We start from the raw sequence: 21386 nt of genomic DNA, 5'->3' as shown, positions 1-21386 counted from the left end.
CAGCGGACCTTCATCGTCATCCCCGCAAAGGGGGCGACATCATCTCGGAATCAGGGGGCGAGTAATTCTCGGAACAGGCGGGCGGCATCATTTCGGAATGAGGGGGCGGCTTCCCTCGGAATCAGCAGGTTGTCCGAGCAGCGGTTCGATTTTCCCCACCAACAGCTGGCATTCGAGGAAATGCAGAAGCGGGTGCTGGAGGCGCAGGCGCGAGTGGGACGGCTCGAGGCAGCATTGGCCGAAGCGGTGGATGCATGGTGCTTCGCGCCGCTGGTCCGCAATCTGCAGGTCCTGCGCGGTATCAGGCTGGTCAGCGCTGCGACGCTGGTCGCTGAAGTAGGCGATCTCACCCGCTTCGACAATCCTAAGCAGTTGATGGCGTATGTCGGCTTGGTGCCGTCCGAGCACTCCAGCGGCGCCCGGACCAAGCGAGGCCGGATCACCCGCGCGGGCAACGCGCAGGCACGAACCATGCTGATCGAGGCGGGCTGGTCGTATCGGCTGCCCGCTCGCGAGGAACGGCGCTACCGTGAGCGGGTCATCGACTTGCCCGAGGACATCCAGGCAATCGGGTGGAAGGCACAGGTTCGCCTGTCTCAGCGCTACCGTCGCCTAGCAGCCACCGGCAAGCCGCAGCCGAAGGTGACCACTGCGATCGCGCGTGAACTGGTCGGCTATGCCTGGGACATCGCCCGTCGGGTGTCACCGGCGGTCGCTGGCTGATCCACGCACAACGATCACGAGAGGAGGCGCCAGCGCATCACCTGCATAGCCTTGGCCGGCGTGCCGCGGGCACCCGACTGTGATGGGCAATCCGCGGTGTACGGTGGGGCAGGTTCGTCCGACGCCCGAACTTAGACGAAGGATAGGCCCAGCGACGGATACGGGTAGTGCGGTAACCAACCCGCGGATGAGAGCGTGATCAATCGTCGTCGATCAGGCGTCCGCGGCACACCCGCCAAGGTCAATGCGAACGCTGGTCTTGCGGCCAGCGAAGGGGTAAACTCGGGCAGTATCTCGGATGGCAGTCATGAGAGCGTATATCTGTGCCCGTTTTATGTGACGCCCCCGTGACGATCCTGCGATCCTTGCCGGGCGTCGGAAGGATCGTCCTCGCCACGCTGCTCGCAGAAGCATCCGATGCCCTGCAACGCAGAGATTATCATGCACTGCGATGTTTGTCCGGCGTCGCGCCGATCACCAAACGCTCCGGTAAGAGCCGGATCGTCATTATGCGCCAGGCCGTTCATGTCCGCAACGGCGTCTATCATTGGGCACGCGTCGCCATTCAGCACGATCCACGCAGCCGCGCAAAATACACAGCTCTACCCGCTCGCGGGCATGGTCATGGGCGCGCCCTGCGATCTGTTGCCGACCGCCTGCTCGCCGTCGCCTGCACAATGCTGCTCAATCAGACCAGCTTCGACCCGGCGCTCGCTTCCAAGACTATCTGAGCGCACCTTCCCAAACTGCATGTCGTTGCGCAGCAGGCTGCGTAGCGTAGCCTCCGGCTGCGCGAAGCGAAGCAGCCTGCTGCGCAACGACATTGGTGCTTGCCAAATGGTGGGGAGTCCCCCCCGCCCCGCAAAAATGTCGATCGGATCATGGTCGCCCCATAATCGAGGCGCGCAACGCTTCTTAGCGCCCCCCGGCACCAGCCAGAAAGTACGAAGGAAACATGAAAAACAAGTGGATGGGTGACTCCAACGCCCAGATTCTTGGGGAACTCAGACGCGTTGAAGTCTTTGCCAGGATAGGCCAGAACATCTCGATGTCAACACGCGATTGGGCGTGGAAAAGGTGCCTCGCGCTTTGGTGTAAAGGCTGAAAGCCGCGCGAGGCCTGCAAAGGACGCTTCATACTCGATAAAGTTCCCTTCCACTCACCAGCTCCGCGCTATACTTGCCCAGTCAAATATCTACATCAAGCACGCAACGCACTCGCCGTCGATAATCAGGGCTGCCAGACGTCAGGCAAGGGACAGTTCCTGATGAGCAACCATCCGCAAACATGGCCGCAACTCGACTGATCAGACACAAGGCGCCGCCGCCCCATCAGGCCCAACGAAAAGCTCAGGATCGGCGAAGAAAGCGAGCATCGATCAATTCGTAGATTTCAGGATTGCGGTACAGATCGAACTTCCTGGCAAAAAGCTTGTCGCTCTCAGCCAGACATTCAATGTCTCGCGCCTTGAAAATGGCGGGATAAGGTGGCTCGGGCCTATCCCAGATCACTAGCCGCAGATCGTCGCCAGCAATTGCGCCGCGAAAGCGCGAATTACCCAGAAGCGTCTGGAAATAGCTTTCATCAGGCAAAAATACATTGCGGAAAAATCGCGGCAAAGCGGGATGTTTGCGCGCGACATCGGCAATAAGCTCGAGTGCCGGCCTTGTGAGCGTCCACCATTGCCCCCCTCCCCAAGGTTCATATCCAAGCGGCAGACGCCGCCGCCAGGGCGATCGCCAGGCCCTTGAACGAAAGCGAACATGAAACCAGTCTACACGCGAGGCTCCGTGATAAAGGCCTTCATGGTTGCTCCAACGATTGGGAGCATGCAGCGGAAAAGCTTCGATAAACTCGGCATCGCCCGCATTTTCGAAGAAAGCGTTGATATGCTCCTGCGACTTGATGGGATAATCCGCACCTGACAACAAGGTGGCGCGATCAAACGCCTCGCCGCTCGCGAGGGCGGAAATTATAAGCTGGTTGGTGGCCTTGACGATCCCATAGCCACTCCAGAAACAACGATGTCGCGGGACGAAATGAATATGCGCCCGCAAATAAGCAAGCTGATGAATCTCCGCATGGACAGCAGCCGAGGTTCGCGCATCAACATGGATGAAGATTGGAGAAGATGGCGGAAGAGCCATGACCAGTCGGCGTATCTGGGCCGGCTGCCCGTGACACAATATCAGATATGCAATTCTCAAGCCTGCCCCCCTGGCTACTTCTGCGTCCCCAGTCCTCGAACAACATATATCGCCACCAATGCCAGGCATGCGATCACAGGACAATCAGCCACCTACCCTGGAGTGCCGGTCCGCCACGGAGACCGAGGTATCAATTTCGCGCCGACGCAACCAGACGCTGAGTGCGCGCGTAACCGGCCGTTCAAACAATAGATAGACCATGAGCCCCGCGCACAGCGAAAGCGCAAACGCACTGACCACCGAAAAAAGGCTGAGCGGCAGCCCTAATTTTGCCAGAATCGCAGGCGGCAGCGGCGCTATCAGGGGATGGATTAGATAGAGGGAGTAGGAGGCCGCTCCCAGAAATAGAAGCCAGCCCGGCAGGCGTGGCGCGAATATCTTCTCCAGTGATACAGCCCCGAGTACTACGCAAGCTGCGAGCAACGTCACCGCCAGCGATTCCATCAGGGTGAGATCGTAAACCTTGGGATAAGGGCGAAAGAGAAGCACAAGTCCGCCAAGCAACAACATGAAGGCCAACCAGCTTGGGAGGCTTTTGCCGGTCTGAAGCCAACGCGCAATCAACATGCCAGCCAGAAAATCCAGAATGACAGGATCACAATAAAGATAGGCAGGCGCTGGCCATGCGTGAGACTTGAACTCCGAGGCAATGGTCAAAACCAGAAAGAGCGCGGGCAGAAGCCGCAGAGGGTGCATCCGCAGCGCCAGCGCAAGTGAGAATAATGCGTAGAAGAAAATCTCTATATTGAGCGTCCAGCCCACCGCCATGAGCGGCTGGACCACGCCTTCAGTATTATAGACTGGAATGAAAAGGAAGGAGCAAAGGGCAACGACCCAATCCAGCTTGGCATGCAGAACGACGGACGGCAGAGCAATCAATGCTGCCAGCTTGACTGCGGTGACAGCCCAGTAAAGCGGTACGATCCGTACAATCCGTCGAGCCGCGAAGCCGCGCCAGACATGCCGCCCTCCAGCGAGCCTGGCGGTGGAAAGCATCATGACAAGACCGCTTATCACGAAGAAAAGACGCACTCCATTGGCGCCTGCTGTATAAAGCGTGAGAGTGGGATCAAGCCGCTCAGACGTATAGAATGTGGAATGCAGCAGCACTACAGCAGCAGCGGCAACGAAGCGCAGTGCCTGTATCGTCGTAAAATGTACCGCTGCCCCCTGTGTCTGAGCCCCCAAAATTCCCCGACCCCTTGCAACATCGCCGCCTCCCGATTGACATCGGGCTTGAGCAGAATCTCACGGTGATTTCTGGCACATTCCCACGCTGCAATATAGGCAAATAATCATCACCATAAAAATCATGCGCATTGAAGATTGCTTCTTCGGTGCAAAAGTCCCGTCCTCAAGTTCAACAATGAGAAATTCTCATCGGCCCTCGTCATGTCGATGCTGCCGGTTGCACCCGAAGCCAAATTCGCAGGAAGGTTTGCAAGGGTCAGAATTGTCTATAATGGGCCTGAGCATCCGGGGCACGTGGGGGCCTACAACTTCGTCGAGGGGCGCACGCACGACGGCCGCAAGTTTCGCATCCTGACGATCATCGACGAGGCCAGCAGGGAATGTCTGGCGTTCATCGTGGCACGGCAGCTCAAGCATGAGGATGTTCCCGCGGCGTTGGCCGACCTGTTCATCTCGCGCGGCCCTGCGGCACATATACGATCCGATAACGACCTATGTTGGGAAGCAGTGGCGGGAACAGGCCAGCAGATCTTGTTTTCCCAAGTGTCATCTGCGCTGATGATTTTTATGATCCAGATGGCTTCCATCGTCAAGGAATGCGCTCTTGACCATAGCAAACACAGGATCCGGCGGCCGTGTAGGTCGTGGTCCTCATCCTTGCGCCGTGACGCGAAAAGACAAGCTGGCATGGCCGACCTCAAGCCGGGCAAGCTGTCCGACGGAATGCCAGTGAAACTGGCAATCACGATCACTCCCGATTTGCAAGCAGCCCTTCAGAGCTAAGCTGTGATCTACGCCCAGACCTATGGCGTCGAAGAGCCGGTCGACGATCTCACACGCGATGCTGGCCGCATTGCTCAAAAGCGACCGCGGGTCCGCGCGGGAACGCGATGCGCGGGGGCGGAGTGAGAAATGATCGAGCGCGCCTGGGAGCAGAAGATCGAGCCGCTGACGGTTCGCGTCTCCACCACCGTTCATATCACGGGCCTTAGCCGCTCACAAATCTATGAGCTCATTGAGTCCGGCGACCTCCAGACCATCAAGGCGGGGCGCGCGACGCTGGTGCAGTATCGCAGCCTCAAGCTGCTGACGGGCAATGTTGTCCCGGGCGCCGGCGAGACGGCCGACTTGCGTCAGAGTCCGCCGGGTACGCCATCGACATAGCCTTCGAACGCGTATTCATTGAGGAAATGGCGCCGCCAGAGAAAGGCGCGATCGACCTCGGCCAATTCTGCTTCGTCGCAGTTGCGCAGCTTTGCAATGTCAATGCTTACAAATGCCCCTCTCTGCTCGACCATGACACCTTCTCCGCGATAGCGAAGGCTCGGCACCTGTGCCGCCCCGGCCACCACAGTGTAAGCGCAGGGTCGCCCTCAGTCGCTCAGCGGAGATACGGTCTTACTTTCCTCCGGAATGAAGGTAACTAGACGGTGCGGCGGCCAGAACACGCGCCGCGGGTCACGCGCCCAGCGTCTCCAGCAGTTTTTCGGACAAGGCACGGAAGGTGAATGGCTTGGCGAGGAGGGCCACCCCCGCATCGAGCTTGCCGTCGTGGACGATCGCGTCCCTGGGGTAGCCACTCATGAACAACACCTTCAGGTCCGGCCGCAGCAGCCTTGCACGATCGGCGAGTTCCCGGCCTGATGGTCCCGGCATGATGACATCGGTCAGAAGGAGGTCGATCCGCTGTTCCTCCCGTTCCAGAATAGGCAGCGCACTCGGTGCGTCCTGGGCCTCGAGCACGGTGAAACCCTGCTCCTTGAGACATTCGACCGCATAGGAGCGAACCCCTTCGTCATCCTCGACGACGAGGATCGTCGCCGCCTTGGGCAGTTGCGAGGGCCGCACGGGCGGGGACGGGATTTCTCCGCTTGCCTGTCCAATGATCCGCGGGAGATAGATCGAAACGGTGGTACCAAGACCCACTTTTGACCTGATCGCGACGTGTCCACCGCTCTGCCGGACGAAACCATAGACCATCGAAAGTCCGAGGCCTGTTCCTTTTCCCTGCTCCTTGGTCGTGAAGAACGGCTCGAAAGCGCGCGCAAGCACCTCCGGCGGCATGCCCGCACCCGTATCGCCGACGTCGATCTTGACCCAAGTTCCCGGCGCCATGCCCGGCGCGGGCCGGGGATCGGTCTCGCCCACCAAGGCATCGCCGGCCCGGATCATGAGGCTACCGCCCGAGGGCATGGCATCGCGCGCGTTGACTGCCAAGTTGAGGAGCGCGCTCTCGAGCTGATTGGCATCGATTTCGACCATCGAAAGGTTGGTGTCGAGATCGAGAGTTACCTGGATCGTCTCGCCGATCGAGCGCTCGAGAAGATCACGCATGCCCTCGACGAGCGCACCGATGGCGACTGGCTTTGGTGCAAGCGGCTGGCGCCTCGAGAAGGCGAGCAGGCGCTGGGTGAGCGCCGCCGCCCGGTTCGCGCCGACCATTGCATTGCCGAGCATCTTGTGAAGCTTGGCGTCGGAATTGCCCGACTTCTCTAGCGCCCGCGCGGCCAACTCGACGCTGCCCATGATGATCGAGAGGAGATTGTTGAAATCGTGCGCGATCCCGCCGGTAAGCTGGCCGATCGCTTCCATCTTCTGCGCTTGCCTCAAGGCTTCCTCAGCCTCCTCTCGTTCAGCGATGGCGTGGGCGATACGCTGCTCCAGCGTGTTATTGAGATCGCGAAGCTTGCTTTCGGCGCGCACCCGGTCAGTGATATCGACCGACGCTCCGATCAGCCCGATCACAACACCATCGTCGCCACGCAGGGGCGCCTTATGCGAAAGCCATATCGCCGGCTGTCCATCCGCGAAGTGGACATGCTCGACGATCTGCTCGCCTATGCCGCTATCCATGATGCGCTGGTCGTTCGCCATGACCGCGCGGGCCTGATCTTTGTCCTCCAGATTCTCGAAATCGGTGCGGCCGACGAATTCCTCCGCTGCCAGGCCCAGGAGCTTGGCAGTGCCGGCATTGCCCATGAGCATCCGCCCCTCCCGATCCTTGGCATAGACAACGCCGGGGACAGCTTCCATAACTGTCTCGAGCAGTCGATGCGCGGCATCGCGATCCTGCTCGAGCGACCGGCGATGCTCCATGTCGAGCAGGACGCCCGGGAAGCGCAATCTGCCATCGCCTGTTCGCTCAACACGGCCGTTGGCCTCAATCCAATAATATTGCCCGTCGGTGCGTCGCACACGATATTGGTGCGCATAGGAGCCGCCCCGCGCAATCACTTCGGCAATGGCGGCCGACAGGCCTTCCTGGTCATCGGGATGGACAGTCTGCGTGATCCGCTCCAGGGGAATGCCGCTGCGGTCTGCGATCCTTTCGATACCGAAAGCTTCGGCGAACTGATCGTCGATGCTGAATTCGTCGGCTTCGATGTCCCACACCCAGGTGCCGATGATCGCACCCGCAGCCAAAGCGAGCTGTACACGTTCGCCATGAGCCAAGGCTTCCGCAGCGCTCTCCTGCGCCGCGCGCTGGATCGCCCTCTGTTGGGTTACGTCCTGGACGACGCCGACCATACGCACCGTCTTCCCGCTGGCGTCACGCTCGAGCTCGGCACGCCGCGCAATGAACCGCACCTCGCCGTCGCTCGGCCTGCAGATGCGATACTCGACATCGAGCATCATGTCCCCGCTCGCACGCCGCGTTTGATCTGAGGCGAGGGTTCTGTCCTCCGGCAGAACGAGCGCCTCAAGCTCCTCGGCCGGCAATCCGTCGGTGACCGCGATCCCGAAGATCCGGCACGCTTCGGCGGTGGGTTCGAGCCAACCGCTGGCGACATCGATCGCGAACACGCCGACATGCCCTGCTTCCTGCGCGCGGCGCAGCCGTTCCTCGGAGCGCCGGAGCGCGAACGAGGCCTCGTGCTCATCGGTCCGGTCACGCAGGACTTTCACGAAGCCGCTGATCGCGCCCTCATTGTCGAGGATCGGTCGCATTTCACCGCTTGCCCAGAAGCGTCCGCCGTCCCGGCGCAAACGCCATCCCTCGCTGAGCCCATGCCCCCTGGCCCGGGCCTGCCGCATCTCTTGCGTAAACTGATCCTTGGTCGCTTCGTCCTCGAACAGACGCTCGAGCCCTTGCCCGGCCATTTCGAGGGCAGTCCATCCCAGCAGCTTTTCCGCGCCCTGGTTCCAGAAGGTAACGGCACCATCGGTGGCGAGCGCGATGATCGCGTAGTCGGTGGCCGCGTCGATCACTTGGCGATAGAAGGCCTCGCTGCGCTCCAGGGCCTTGGCCGAGACATGGCGCGCGCTGACGTCGCTGCCTTCCACGAATATGCCTTTGACCGTCCCGTCCGCGTCCCGGATCGGCTGATACACGAAATCGAGCCATTGCGCCTGAGGCTCTTTCCCATCGCCCGTGTCGAGGAGGATCGGAACGTCGCGCGCCGAATGCGTCTCCCCGCTGGTAAAGACCAAGTCGAGAAGATCGATGAAGCCTTGCTCCACGACTTCTGGAAGGGCCTGGGCGACGGTGGTTCCTACAACTTGCCGTCCGCCGACGACCTGCCGATAAACGGCGTTAGCATATCGGAACTGGTGGCTGGGCCCCCATAGAACGGCAACAAAGGATGGGGAGTGGTCGAAAAGCTCGTGAAAGCGCAGGAGCTCGGTATCATCCGGCGTCATGACATCCCGTTTTGCGATTAGGTCTGCTTGGTACATGGCTCGCCACCTGGGGCGCTGCGCTGGCGACGAGCTTCATGCTTAATCCCCCTGATGGTTCCCCAACCCTATGGAACGCCCTCAATGCCATTTCGTTCCCGGCACGACAGATCACCCGCCGGGAGCATATCCCCGGGGCGCGAGTATTGAACCCGAAACGCGAATGGGGGTTCCCGCCTCCATGCCGATAGACGCCATGATGCCCATGAGAGCCACTGCGTGATGACCTGGTCGCTCGCTTCGCTCTATTTTGCTGCGGAGGCCTTGCATTCATGACAAGTCCGCTAGCCGCGTCCGGTTCGACGCTCTCTCTGCCCTCTTGCGTCATCGCCGTACAGGTCGCTAGGCAGGAGGCCCCGTTCTCGCGAGATCCAGTTCAGTGAAGAATTCAGCTCTAGTTTCCAGCTCACGCAGTCCAGCAGACCGGTGGTCCGTTGTCGGGCTGGTTGTCGGCTTAGTCTTCTTTCTCGTCAGCGGGGCTTCGGCCTATCTGAACATCCAGAACATTCGCGAAAGCGACGGCGCCATCCGTCATACCCACGAGGTCATACTTGCACTAGAAGGCCTCCTTTCGGCAGCCCAGGACGCCGAGACTGGCCAGCGAGGGTATTTGCTCACGGGCAATAATCGCTATCTGGAACCCTACACAGCCGCAGCCGCGAGCACCAGCCAGCGCATGAACGCCCTGGCGGCTTTGACCCGGGACAACCCGGTTCAACGCGAGAACCTGGCGGTTCTAAGACGCCACGTTGACGCAAAGCTCAGCGAACTTAGCGCGACGATAGAATTGAGGCGAGATGAGGGCTTCGCTGCGGCGCTCGCCGTGGTGGCGACCGATCGCGGCAAAACGGCGATGGACGCCATTCGGTCGCAGCTCGAGACGATGGCGCGCGAGGAATTAAGGCTGCGGACGTCGCGCATGGAAGATATGGGCTTGGCGTCCAGGACCGCGATGACAGGCGCGATCATGACCAGCCTCATCGGCAGCATCCTTACAATTGCGATTTTCGTCCTGCTGATGCGCGGCAGCCGCGCCCGCACCCGCCAGCAATGGCTGCAGACAGGGCAGGTCGGTCTCGCCAACGCCATGCGCGGCGACAAGACGATCACGGAACTCGCCGAGGCGGTTCTCGCCTTTCTCTGCGATAAGACAGGTGCCCAGGCCGGTGCGCTCTACAAAGGGGAAGCGGGCCGCTTCCACCGCAATGGCACCATAGGTGTCCCCGGCGACGCCCCGATGCCAGAGACCTTCGCGCTGAACGAGGGCCTTATGGGCCGGGTCGCAGCCGAAGGGAGGTTGATGGCTTTCAACGATGTTCCGCCAGGCTATCTCACCATTGGATCGGCGCTCGGTCGAGACGTCCCACGCCATCTCGTGATTGCACCTGCAAAAGCCGACGAGGCGGTGAATGCCGTGCTTGAACTCGGTTTCTTCGAGCCCGTGGATGACCTCGTCGTCGAATTGCTCGAACAATCGGCGGCCTCGATCGGAATTGCCCTGCGCTCGGCGCAATTCCGATCGCGGCTTCAGGACGCGCTCGAGGAAACCCAGCGTCAGGCAGGCGAACTCCAGGCGCAGAGCGAGGAACTGCGCGTATCAAACGAGGAGCTCGAGGAACAGGGCACCGCGCTCAAGGAATCGCAGGCGCGCCTAGAACTGCAACAGGTCGAACTCGAGCAGACGAATAGCCAGCTCGAGGAACAAACGCAGACGTTGGAGGCGCAGCGCGACGAACTGGAACGCGCGGGCGCTGCCTTGCAGCTGAAAGCCCGAGAGCTCGAACAGGCGAGCCAGTACAAGTCGGACTTCCTGGCCAATATGAGCCACGAGCTGCGCACGCCGCTCAACTCGCTGCTGATCCTCTCAAAGCTGCTCGGCGACAATGCCGACGGCAATCTCTCGGCCGACCAGATCAAGTTCGCCCGGACGATCGAGTCCTCGGGCAACGACCTGCTCACCTTGATCAACGACATCCTCGACCTCTCCAAAATCGAAGCGGGCCATGTCGAGATCCAGCCCGCGCCGGTCCCCCTCGACCGTATGACCGGCGACCTGCAGAAGGTTTTCCAGCCAATCGCCAACGAGCGCGGCCTTACCCTGCAAATCGACCTTCCAGGCGACCTCCCACGAACGATCGAGACCGATCGCCTGCGCCTGGAGCAGATTCTCAAGAACCTCCTGTCGAACGCGCTAAAATTCACCGAACGAGGCAGCGTGCGGCTTGCCGTTTCGCGCGTTGGCGACGACAAGCTCGCGCTGGCTGTCACGGACACCGGCATCGGGATCTCGCCGGAGCAGCAAGCCAATATTTTCGAGGCCTTCCACCAGGCCGACGGCACGATCAGCCGCAAGTACGGCGGCACCGGACTCGGCCTGTCGATTTCGCGCGAACTCGCCCGCCTGCTAGGCGGCTCCATCATGCTCGAGAGCAAGGTCGGCGAGGGAAGCCAATTCATCGTCACCATTCCCCTCGCCTATGATCCTGCGCTTGTTCCGGCACGCAAGAACGCGCCAGCGTCCGCGGCGGAAACGGTCGCGCCGGCCGCGACGTTCAGCGATCCATCCCCAAGGGTTTCGCCCTGGAGCATAGAAGATGATCGCGGCGCACTTGCGGAAGGGAAGCGGGTGCTACTGATCATCGAAGACGACGAGGTTTTCGCGTCGATCGTATGCGATCTCTCGCGCGAGATGGGCTTCCAGTGCATCGTCGCGGCCACCGGCCAGGAAGCCGTCGACCTTGCCCGCGAATTCCGTCCGAGCGCCGTCATTCTCGACCTGGGGTTGCCAGATCAGTCGGGCCTCACCGTGCTCGATCGACTGAAGCATGATGACGAAACCCGCCACATCCCGATCCACGTCATATCGGCGGCCGATCACAGCCAGACCGCCCTGGCGCTGGGAGCCGTGGGCTATCTTCTCAAGCCCGCAAAGCGCGAGCAGCTTGCCGAAGTCCTTGAAGGTCTTCAGGCCAAGCTCGCCTCGCGCATGCGCCGGATCCTGATCGTCGAGGACGACGAGGTTCAGCGCGACGCGGTCGCCAAGCTGTTGCGGACGCAGGATGTCGAAACCGTCGGTGTCGGCACCGCCGCCGAATGCCTCGAGGAGCTACGCCAGCAAACCTATGACTGCATGGTCCTGGATCTCTCGCTGCCCGACGCATCGGGCTTCTCGCTGCTCGAGACCCTGAGCGAGGATGGCGACCACAGTTTCCCGCCCGTGATCGTCTATACCGGCCGCGATCTCTCGGCGGATGAGGAACAGCGCCTTCGCCGCTATTCGAGTTCGATCATCATCAAGGGTGCCAAGTCGCCCGAGCGCCTGCTCGACGAAGTCTCCCTGTTCCTGCACCAGGTGGTTTCCGAACTGCCGCCCGAACAGCGCAAGATGATCGAGAAGGCGCGGCACCGCGACGCCGCGCTCGAAGGGCGGCGGATCCTCATCGTCGAGGACGATGTTCGCAACGTCTACTCGCTGACCAGTGTCCTCGAACCACGCGGCGCCCTCACCCAGATCGCGCGCAACGGCCAGGAGGCGCTCGATGCGCTCGAAGCCGTCGGCGACGATCCGGCCAGGACGATCGACCTCGTTCTGATGGACGTGATGATGCCCGTCATGGACGGCCTCACGGCCACCAGTAGGATCCGCAACGATGCGCGCTGGTCCAGGCTGCCGATCGTCATGCTGACCGCCAAGGCCATGCCTGACGACCAGAAGAAGTGCCTCGCAGCCGGCGCCAACGATTATATGGCCAAGCCTATCGACGTCGACAAGCTGTTGTCGCTGGTTCGCGTTTGGATGCCCCGCTGATGCGCGAAACCGTCGAGGACATCGAAATCCAGCTCCTGCTCGAAGCACTCTTCCAGCAGTACCACTACGACTTCCGGCACTATGCCCGCGCCTCGATCAAACGGCGCCTCGTCCAGGCCCGCGGGCAGCTTGGCTATGCCAGCTTCTCGGCCATGCAGGCGGATCTTCTCCACGACGAGACGATGCTTCCGCGCCTGCTCAATTATCTGACGGTGCAGGTCAGCGAGATGTTTCGCGATCCTGCCTATTTCCGGGCGCTGCGCGAGAAAGTGATCCCGCACCTGCGCACCTATCCCTCGCTCAAGGTCTGGGTGGCGGGATGTAGCAATGGCGAGGAGCTCTATTCCCTCTCCATCCTGTTTCGCGAAGAAGGGCTTGCCGACAAGACCCTGTTCTACGCGACCGACATCAATCCCGCCGCGCTCAAGGCGGCGGAGGCGGGCGTCTATCCGCTCGACCTGATCCGCACCTATACCGAAAATCACCAGAAATCGGGCGGGCACTCATCGCTCTCTGACTATTACACTGCGGACTATGGCCGCGCGGTGTTCGACAAATCGCTGCGCAGCCAGGTCGTTTTCTCTGATCATAGCCTTGTCACCGACGCCGTGTTCGGCGAGATGCACCTGATCTCCTGCCGCAATGTCCTGATCTATTTCGACCGCGTGTTGCAGGACCGGGCGGTGGGACTTTTCCGGGAGTCCCTCGCACGAAAGGGCTTCCTGGGCATCGGCGCGAAAGAGAGCCTGCGCTTTTCCGATCATGCGAGCGCCTTCAGCGAATTCGTCGCGTCCGAGAAGATCTACCAGAGGAACGAGCCATGAGCGAAAGGGCGATCGTCATCGGCACATCGGCGGGAGGCGTCCAGGCCCTTTCCCGTATCCTGCCCGGTCTGCCGGCGGGGTTGCCGATGCCGGTCCTCGTCGTCGTGCACGTGCCGCCCCGCAAGCCCAACGCGCTGGTCGAACTCTTTGCCAAGAAGTGCCCGCTCCCGGTCAAGGAGGCCGAAGACAAGGAGCCGCTCGCCAACGGCATCATCTACCTCGCCCCGCCCGATTATCATCTGCTGGTCGAGACCGAGAGCTCGCTCGCATTGTCGTCCGACGAGGTCATCAATCATTCGCGACCAGCGATCGACGCGCTGTTCGAGACCGCCGCCGACGCATTTGGGCCAGGGGTGACGGGAATCGTGCTGACCGGCGCCAATCATGACGGCGCCGCCGGGCTGAAAGCGGTCGGGCTCGCCGGCGGGACCGCGATCGTCGAAGATCCCGCCAGCGCCGAAGTGCCGACCATGCCCGCTGCCGCGCTCGCGGCATGCCCGACGGCCAAAGTCATGACACTCGACCAGATCTCCAACTTCCTGAAAGAGACCGCAGCGCAATGACGCCACCCGACCACCCTATCCGGTTCCTGCTGGTCGATGATCTCGAAGAAAACCTGCTTGCGCTGGCTTCGCTTCTCAAGCGCGACGGGCTCGACTTCCACACTGCCAAAAGCGGCGAAGAAGCGCTCGAGCTCATGCTGGTCCATGACTATGCCCTCGCACTCCTCGACGTCCAGATGCCGGGCATGGATGGCTTCGAACTTGCCGAGATCATGCGCGCGAACGACCGGTCGCGTCACATCCCGATCATCTTCGTTACCGCCAGCAATGCGGGCGTCTCGCGGCGCTTCCGTGGCTATGAAGCCGGAGCGGTCGATTTCATCCAGAAGCCGATCGAGGCCGATGTCCTGCGGTCCAAGGCCAATGTGTTCTTCGACCTCTACGACCAGCGGCGGCAAATCGTCGCGCAGCGCGATGAGCTTGCGGCACAGCGGGATGAACTCTCCGCTTTGACGGAAGCCCTTCAGAGCGCCCATCGGCAGAAGAACCGCTTCCTCGCCGTCCTCGGCCACGAACTGCGCAACCCGATCGCGGCGCTTGCCGCCGGCGTACAGCTTCTGGAGAAACGGGAGGGAACCGACGCCGCGCACAAGATCCGAACCGGCATGGATCGCAGTCTCAAGCATGTGACGCGTCTCATCGAAGACCTGCTCGATATCGCCCGCATCGACCAGGGCAAGATTTCGCTGAAGCAGGAGCGGATCCGTCTGCAGGAGGTGCTTGCTTTCGCGGTCGAGACGGCGCAGCCCGCGGTAGAGGCCGGCCGGCATTCTCTCCGACTATCCATAACGTCTGAACCGATCTGGCTGGAAGCCGACCCGGCCCGTGTTGCCCAGATCATCGGCAATCTTCTCGGCAATGCCGCGAAATACACGCCTCCCGGTGGTGAGATTGGTCTTGCGCTCCGGCAAGAGGGTGACTGGGCCATCATGGAGGTCAGCGACAATGGCATCGGCATTGCGCCCGAGCAGCAAAGCCGAATTTTCGAGATCTTCGAGCAGGTGGAACGGAGCGGCCCGGCCGGTCAGGACGGCCTGGGCATAGGTCTGGCTCTGGTCCGGCAGCTTGTGGATCTTCACGGTGGCACGATCGCGCTCACGCGCAGCGCTCCGACCGAAGGCAGCACTTTCGAGGTACGGTTGCCAACGTCTGCCTGACCCAGATTAATCAAACGTCCGGCAATTTCCTTAGGTTGCTACATTCCGCCTCGCATCCCAGCGCTGGGCCGCGTCCTTCCATGTCTTGGACGTGGGACGTTTGAAACCTGTTTGGCCGAACCTGCCGTAGACCATGTCTTCCGGCACATCGCAGTTGAAGCGCTGGGTGTTTCCTGAACTCGACAAGGCCGCCAGCGAGACTGCACCGAGAACGGCGACGGCGCTCATAAGAAGGGTCGAACCACCGTGGTTCCATCCGCAAAACAGCACTCCGGCAATACTGGCGATGGGAATCGGAGGTGGCGATAGCCACACAACTGCAGAAAAAAGACGCTGTAATGGATCCGGCTATACCAGGCTGCCAGACTGTCGCGCTTCCCAGGCAACCTTGGGTGCAGGGCCGCTAATCCATATTCAGCATCGCCCGAAGCTCATTCTCTCGGCGGTGGTGAAGCGTAAGAAGCCATTCGTGGACGGCGATCGCGGCATCGGCGCAATCTCCTGCGGGATCAAGACGGCTATAAGAGGCGATGATCTGCGCGGCTCACTCCTTAAAAAGGCCAACCGTTATGGCGCCTTGCCAGTGCCCTATGTGATCGCGGCAACGCCGCAGGAGATGCTTCGGGCGGGCGCGACCTGCTCGACGCGTTTCTTGGATCGACGGTCGGGATCTGCGCTGGACATCGCGGGGAAACGAAGGCACGTGGGAGAGCAGCCGGGACAATAACGGGATGCTGAATGGAGCTTCACTCGGATGCACCACTCTGATGGTCTTCGACCTGCCAAGTTCGCAACCTCCAATTTGTTGGTGTTGCGATGACCGGTTGAATCCGCCCAATATCTTGCGATGAACTATACCCAGCGCATGGCGGAAGCCAAGCTCGTTGCCTGGGTGGGCAGCGGCCATTCCTATCACAATACATTAGCTGAGACGATCGACAGCCTTTACAAGCCGAGGTCATCTGGCGGCGTCGGCCATGGCCAAGCGTTTCGGCCGAGGAAAATGGCAAGGCTGCGCTGGGTCGATTGGTACAACACTGATCGGCCCCTGGGCCCTATCGGGCACAACCCGCCCGCTGAGGCCGAGGACAATTACTATGCAGCCCTCGAGAACCTCTATATGGCTGCATAGCCCAATGAAAACTGCCTCCTGAAAAACCGGAGCGCTGCAACCCTTCCGCGGAGCAGGTGCGCACTTTGGTCGGCGACCGACCGACAGCTTTTTCCATCCGCGACCGATCCCAAGCCTTGAAAGAGGACGGGCAGCTATCGCGCACGGCCAGCGAAAGCTTCTCAGTCCGCGACCGATCAAACCCCGTCCTTCGCTCGTTGCCCGCAGTCACCGGTGGCTCTGGCCGCTTGGGAACCCGCCCTCGTGACAGATGAGGAAGAGTGACATCTCCCCCTGTGCCTTGGTCAAGATTAGAGCACGGCATCAGGCGCCCCGGCACGGCGCGCCTTTGCATCCACTGCACTCCCATCTCTCAACCAATCTCGATACTCCATGGTATTCGCAACCATCGTCGACTGATCAAGCAACAAAAGTCCCACCTTGCGCGCGAGGCCCGCCCCATCCTGGATGACCCGGCTTTCAAAAGTGATGCCGCACGCGCTGCGTGGCACGAAGAAGCCGCTAGGGTTGCCCCACCCAACCGTGCTGGTTGCGAAGTCAGCTCTTCTGAGGCGATCCGAAGCATCGGCACCAAGCAGCACTTCCGGAACGACGTGGTAATTCTCAACACAAGGATCCAGTGTCGGCCTGCTCGACGGAAGATTGGAAAGCAGCTTACCGAACCCCGAAACGCGCTTGCCGTCTGCACGCCAGTGAATAAACTGCTCGGCAGGCCGCCCGCCTGTGTAAAGGCGGCGATAGATTTCGAACCCGGCGGCATCGCGCGCAGCATCAAAGTAGCCGTTCGCCAGCGGCCCGGCACGATCGTCGAAGGAAATGCCCCGGTAGACACCTAACACTACAGGTTCTGAAGGCGGGTAACTCAGCCAGACTTTTACATACTCAATCGAATGAGCCGACGCGTCAGTCCGCGACGCTGTCAGCCAGATAGGCAGAGTGGCCGTTTCGAGCCAGTTGATCGTTTTGGTGTGGCGCTCAACATCATACCCCGCAGCCTGGAGAATCTTGGCGGCTTCGTCGGCTCCCAAGCCCAGATGAAGCCCCGCAACTTCAAATTCGGAGCCCGTCGCGCCCTGCGCCATGCCTCCACACAAACCGGGCAACACCACGGCGCCAAACAAAATTGCCACCTGCGCTAGCCGCGCCAATATGAGTTGTGGGAGCGAGAACCATGTGCCCATTAATGCCTCCGATGAGATTGCGCCACGGGCAATTAGGATCAACGGTGATATTTAAAATTGCAATCCCTCCATTGCCACTTGACCGGCAGCAAGCGTTGGCGGTCGAGGAAGAAACAGCTTCATTTTCAGCTCTCATCTCAACATGGCAGTTGTTTCCAGGTTCAAAATACGAAACTTCAATCATTTTATAAGAGATTATTAGGCCTACCCAGATTTGAATCAGAATGCATGCATTCTTACTGTTAAAAATTCACAGACCAATATCGGAAATGGTTTAAGAAGTGCAAAGGCGGAACTTCTTATTGGGCGATCGGCCCAGACGTCCAGCATGCTTCATCTTGCAGGCAGCAACAGTCCGCATGAACCTGCGCGATGACGACCATGCATAATTCTTTAATATCTGAGGCCTAAAAGTCTTCTGGAAACACCATCTTCAGCGGGAAAATCTGGGGGCATTATGATTCGAACAGCGGTTTACGCAGCCGTATTTGCAGCATCATCGGGCGCCTATGCCCAGACCGAGGGCGCGCTGCCCGCCAGCACGCTGATCACCGTCACGCCGAACGAAGAAATCACTTCCAAGAAGGTGGAGGTGGGAACACGGGTTCTATTTTCGGTAGTCAATGACATCGTTGAAAACGGCGTAGTTGCGATTCCGCGCGGTTCACAGGTCGCAGGAACAATTGCCTGGAAGACCGGCAAGGCCATTGGCGGCAAGTCAGGCAAGTTCGAAGTGAAGTTTGACAGCGTGAACGTTCGCGGCAGGAATTATGCGCTGCGGGGGGTACATCGCCAGGAGGGCAAGGGCAATACTGCGGCAGCGCTGCTAGGTTCAATATTAGTAAGTGGGCGATCGGCGCAGATGCTGCCGGGGCAAATGGCGAACGCCTTTACCGCTGAACCGATCCCATTCGCAGTCGCACGCTATGCGCCAGCAGGCGCAGCGCCCGCCGTCGCAGCAGCGCCTGCCGCAGAGCCCGCACGCGCCCAGGTGCGCGCTCAAGCACGCGCGACAGCCACTAAAGCCCCACGGCCAATGGTCGACAAGTCCCTGGAGATCAATCCGCGATAAATATTGTAGACGACATCACTACTGCCCCGCGACGCTCGAGCGTCGCGGGGCTTTATTGCGTTTAATCAATCATGGAGTATCGTTTCGCGCCTGCCCGCCTCCTGTTCCAAACTCGCGCTCCTCCTGCCTGATCGCGATGCGGTGCGTCCCGCCCATCTTCCTCAACCAGGAAATCAACGGACGCTCGACAAACAGGAAAATTCCGATTGTCGCAGCCAGCGTCAAGAGGATCGTAATACCTAAGGCGATCAGCGGCGGCGCATCCAGCCCAAGCTTTGCGCGAATAGCCAATATCCCCGCCAGCAAGTGCAAGTGAAATAGGTAGATGGAATAGGATGCATCTCCCAGCAAGCGCCCGATCCTGGTCAACCAGCCGTTCACACAGACCAGTCGTGCGCCCAATTCGACAAGGAGCGCGCCCCCTACCCCCATGAAAAGCACCGAAGGTAGGGTCTGGATGGCAACACCCAGATACCACCATGCTCCCACCAGCATCACAAAAAGCGTCAGCATCAGAAGGAAAGGATGGACGCGCGGCAATATAGGCGAACGGGCTCCATATTTTACCCATGCCGTGCCAATCAGAAGGCCCACGCCGAACTCTATGTTGACCGAGCTCATCACGATTGACCAGAAACTGTCGATATAGGCAGTCGTTGCCCAGAAAGATCCCAATGACGCGACGAAGGCGACGGGCGCCAGAACCCAGGCCAGGATCAACCAACGCCAGGCCGGCCACGCGATAAAACAAGTGGCAAAAAGAATGTAGAACAGGAATTCCTGACGCAATGTCCAGATTATGTCTGGCTTCACGTAAGAAAATGGCAACAGGAAAAAGGCTCTGAGATAAGCACCCACATCAATTAAATCGCGTGCGAACAACTTCTGGAGCAGAGCGTATGAAATGATGGCGATCCACATCATCGGCACGATGCGAAGGAAGCGCTTGCGCATGAAATCCCCAAGCGAAAGCGCTGGTCTGAGCCCTTCGCCCCTGAGGGCAACAACCGGCATGATGAACCCGCTGATAACGAAGAATATGTCTACGCCGAGCGATCCACTTTCCATCGCACCGCCCCAAAGGGAGAAGCCACCATATTTGGGGTCAGCCAACATGGCTGCACCATGACCGAACACCACGCCGAGCGCGCACAATCCGCGCAGAAACTGAATGCCAACCAGTTCCTCATGTTTCCTCATGATCCCCTCCCAGCGCCGCGCATCTTTCTTCCCCAGCAAGCCGTTCGTCATGGCGCCTTCCAGTCAGATCGAACGATTGATCACCAAAAAATGCGCGCGCAAGCGCAAGGCTGAACTAGCAGGGGCATGTCCATCAGATCACACCCCACCCAACTCCCACCCCGTCCCATGATGACGCAGTCATCCGCTCGATAACGGCAGGGCGGAAATCGCTAATTGATCCAATATTGACCACTATCGGATAGCCAGTCAGCCCCGCGCCTTGACTATGCGCATCAGGTCGTCCCCCGCCTGCGACCGTTTAGTCTTGCGAACGCGTCGCCCCGCCACTGATCGAGTGAAGGCCACAGTCAACAGCAGGAAAACGCCCACCATGGTATCACGTGCGAAGAGCGAACTTTCAGTGACATTATGTCCAATACAGAAAATGAGCATCGCCGCGATCAGTGCGCCTTCCTGTGGCTTGATCGTTTCATCGGCAAGGAGGGTCCACAAAGGCCAGACGACCAGCGCGAAAACTGAAAGCAGAAGCCCGGGAATGCCAACAGTCACCAGAAGGTCAAGATAGCCATTATGACCCACGGCAAGCTGGGTCAGAAAGCCCGTGCCATATTGATAGACCGGACTATAGGCCCCGATATCCCAGAATGATCCAAAGCCAGCCCCGGTCAAAGGGTGCTCGATGGCATAGCGCACCAGCATGTTCCAGATATAACCGCGTCCTGTGAACGATGAGGGGGCCAGATAATTGAAGATCAGTATATCCTTGTAGGCGCTCAAAATCATCCAGCCCAACGATGCAAGGATGACGATTGCCGGCACCGCATAATTGCGAAAACGCCTGGAGTAGAAAATGAATGTAGCGCCAGCCATGCTGGCCAGCACGACCATCCCCGCCGATGTTTTGGATTGCGAGCGAAACAGAAAATATCCGGCCAGCAAAATGACGACAAAGCGCCACGACTTCGATATCTGCTTGGCATCAAATAGAAAGATAATGATGGTTATTGCACAAATTGCACCAGCATTATTCTTATGCACAAGGAATCCGCGCCAATTCCCGATAAGGGCCGTCGACATGGACGCGTCCTTCATCATGTGAATTCCGGTCATGGGGTCGACAAATACAGTGATATAATTTGCGACCAGAGCGACGACCAGAACCCCCCGCATGATATCGAGCGTGGAGCGATAGCCCATCTGCTGGACCAGAAGAAATGCCGTCCAGACAACAAGCGTTGTAAGAAGCAGGCGTCGTACCGCAATATCTGGTGCGATCGCCCACGCAATACTTAGCCAGCACCAGCCCAGTGCAAGCAGCACAGGGATCGGCATCGCAATCAGCTTCCAGCGCGCGATGGCCGGGCGCGCGCCATAAATGGCAAGGGCAAGGACAAGCAAATAGCCGATCTGCCGTTCAGAACTGCCCTCGCCCGTCAATGGCAAGTCGCTATAGGTCAGATATGGCATGACCAGCGTCACAACCAGCAAGAGACAGGTCGCCAGATAAAGCGCCCATTCCCGGCGGCTCCTCCTGGAGATCGCGACGAAAGATGCAGGTCCATTATCCTGCAACTGATGTAAAAATGAGCGCGAAGATTGCTGTGCATCGTCCATGATCAACGGTCCTAGCCGGCTTTTTCGCCACAAT

At 59.8% G+C, this 21386-nt stretch carries 16 protein-coding genes and 2 pseudogenes; 11 read left to right on the top strand and 7 right to left on the bottom strand.

The genetic code is table 11. The features are described 5' to 3' along the window. Positions 1–129: 129 nt before the first annotated feature. Complete coding sequence (locus CG471_RS12220; RefSeq protein ID WP_373562051.1) at positions 130–723, top strand: transposase; 594 nt, start codon at positions 130–132, stop codon at positions 721–723. A gap of 347 nt (positions 724–1070) precedes the next feature. Continuing rightward, entirely contained in the window at positions 1071–1454 is a 384-nt protein-coding gene (locus CG471_RS12215) for a transposase (protein WP_206379301.1), read from the top strand. A gap of 618 nt (positions 1455–2072) precedes the next feature. On the opposite strand, the gene CG471_RS12205 is transcribed toward CG471_RS12215, so the two are convergent. Both CG471_RS12205 and CG471_RS12200 read right to left on the bottom strand, forming a co-directional pair. Next, positions 2073–2930 (bottom strand): beta-1,6-N-acetylglucosaminyltransferase, encoded by an 858-nt coding sequence (locus CG471_RS12205; RefSeq protein ID WP_180275697.1) that lies wholly within the window; start codon positions 2928–2930, stop codon positions 2073–2075. An 84-nt stretch (positions 2931–3014) separates the two neighbouring features. Continuing rightward, complete coding sequence (locus CG471_RS12200; protein ID WP_170828791.1) at positions 3015–4118, bottom strand: acyltransferase; 1104 nt, start codon at positions 4116–4118, stop codon at positions 3015–3017. A 279-nt stretch (positions 4119–4397) separates the two neighbouring features. Between CG471_RS12200 and CG471_RS12195 the strand changes: the two are divergent. Then, positions 4398–4610, top strand: a pseudogene (locus tag CG471_RS12195) (DDE-type integrase/transposase/recombinase); the annotation flags it as partial. A 423-nt stretch (positions 4611–5033) separates the two neighbouring features. Then, the gene (locus tag CG471_RS12185; protein ID WP_234792529.1) at positions 5034–5285 is read left to right on the top strand and encodes an AlpA family phage regulatory protein; all 252 of its coding nucleotides are present in this window, start codon (positions 5034–5036) and stop codon (positions 5283–5285) included. On the opposite strand, the gene CG471_RS30645 is transcribed toward CG471_RS12185, so the two are convergent. Next, positions 5255–5419 carry a hypothetical protein gene (locus CG471_RS30645; RefSeq protein ID WP_180275688.1) on the bottom strand — a complete coding sequence of 55 codons (165 nt, stop codon included), beginning with the start codon at positions 5417–5419 and terminating at the stop codon, positions 5255–5257. The genes CG471_RS12185 and CG471_RS30645 overlap by 31 nt on opposite strands. A gap of 160 nt (positions 5420–5579) precedes the next feature. After that, positions 5580–8762 carry a PAS domain-containing protein gene (locus CG471_RS12180; protein WP_180275695.1) on the bottom strand — a complete coding sequence of 1061 codons (3183 nt, stop codon included), beginning with the start codon at positions 8760–8762 and terminating at the stop codon, positions 5580–5582. 415 nt (positions 8763–9177) lie between these two features. Here CG471_RS12180 and CG471_RS12175 point away from each other — a divergent pair, with 415 nt between their 5' ends. The 6 genes and pseudogenes from CG471_RS12175 to CG471_RS12145 form a co-directional block, all read left to right on the top strand. Further along, positions 9178–12606: a response regulator gene (locus CG471_RS12175; protein ID WP_180275694.1), complete on the top strand. Its 3429-nt coding sequence runs from the start codon at positions 9178–9180 to the stop codon at positions 12604–12606. Further along, on the top strand, positions 12606–13430 hold the full coding sequence (locus CG471_RS12170; RefSeq protein WP_069337937.1) for a protein-glutamate O-methyltransferase CheR: 825 nt from the start codon (positions 12606–12608) through the stop codon (positions 13428–13430). The genes CG471_RS12175 and CG471_RS12170 overlap by 1 nt, the downstream gene beginning before the upstream one ends. Then, the gene (locus CG471_RS12165; RefSeq protein ID WP_069337935.1) at positions 13427–13993 is read left to right on the top strand and encodes a chemotaxis protein CheB; all 567 of its coding nucleotides are present in this window, start codon (positions 13427–13429) and stop codon (positions 13991–13993) included. Before CG471_RS12170 ends, CG471_RS12165 begins: the two co-directional genes overlap by 4 nt. Next, the gene (locus CG471_RS12160) at positions 13990–15150 is read left to right on the top strand and encodes a hybrid sensor histidine kinase/response regulator (protein WP_099232040.1); all 1161 of its coding nucleotides are present in this window, start codon (positions 13990–13992) and stop codon (positions 15148–15150) included. The genes CG471_RS12165 and CG471_RS12160 overlap by 4 nt, the downstream gene beginning before the upstream one ends. Before the next feature lie 133 nt (positions 15151–15283). After that, the gene (locus CG471_RS30175) at positions 15284–15877 is read left to right on the top strand and encodes a hypothetical protein (protein WP_143560199.1); all 594 of its coding nucleotides are present in this window, start codon (positions 15284–15286) and stop codon (positions 15875–15877) included. 108 nt (positions 15878–15985) lie between these two features. After that, positions 15986–16282: pseudogene (locus CG471_RS12145) on the top strand (IS3 family transposase); the annotation flags it as partial. A gap of 290 nt (positions 16283–16572) precedes the next feature. Here the strand turns inward: CG471_RS12145 and CG471_RS12140 are convergent. Beyond that, positions 16573–17463, bottom strand: coding sequence for a hypothetical protein (locus CG471_RS12140; protein ID WP_069338829.1), 891 nt, complete (start codon positions 17461–17463; stop codon positions 16573–16575). Between the two features lie 457 nt (positions 17464–17920). On the opposite strand from CG471_RS12140, the gene CG471_RS12135 reads away from it, so the two are divergent. After that, the gene (locus CG471_RS12135) at positions 17921–18535 is read left to right on the top strand and encodes a hypothetical protein (protein ID WP_099232037.1); all 615 of its coding nucleotides are present in this window, start codon (positions 17921–17923) and stop codon (positions 18533–18535) included. 69 nt (positions 18536–18604) lie between these two features. Here CG471_RS12135 and CG471_RS12130 read toward each other — a convergent pair whose 3' ends face one another. Both CG471_RS12130 and CG471_RS12125 read right to left on the bottom strand, forming a co-directional pair. Continuing rightward, on the bottom strand, positions 18605–19786 hold the full coding sequence (locus tag CG471_RS12130) for an acyltransferase (protein WP_099232036.1): 1182 nt from the start codon (positions 19784–19786) through the stop codon (positions 18605–18607). A 198-nt stretch (positions 19787–19984) separates the two neighbouring features. After that, positions 19985–21352 carry an O-antigen ligase gene (locus tag CG471_RS12125; RefSeq protein WP_143560196.1) on the bottom strand — a complete coding sequence of 456 codons (1368 nt, stop codon included), beginning with the start codon at positions 21350–21352 and terminating at the stop codon, positions 19985–19987. Between the last annotated feature and the right edge of the window lie 34 nt (positions 21353–21386).

Source organism: Sphingobium sp. IP1 (genome assembly GCF_002708645.1).
Classification (GTDB): domain Bacteria; phylum Pseudomonadota; class Alphaproteobacteria; order Sphingomonadales; family Sphingomonadaceae; genus Sphingobium; species Sphingobium yanoikuyae.
This window is presented reverse-complemented; position numbering and strand designations above follow the sequence as displayed.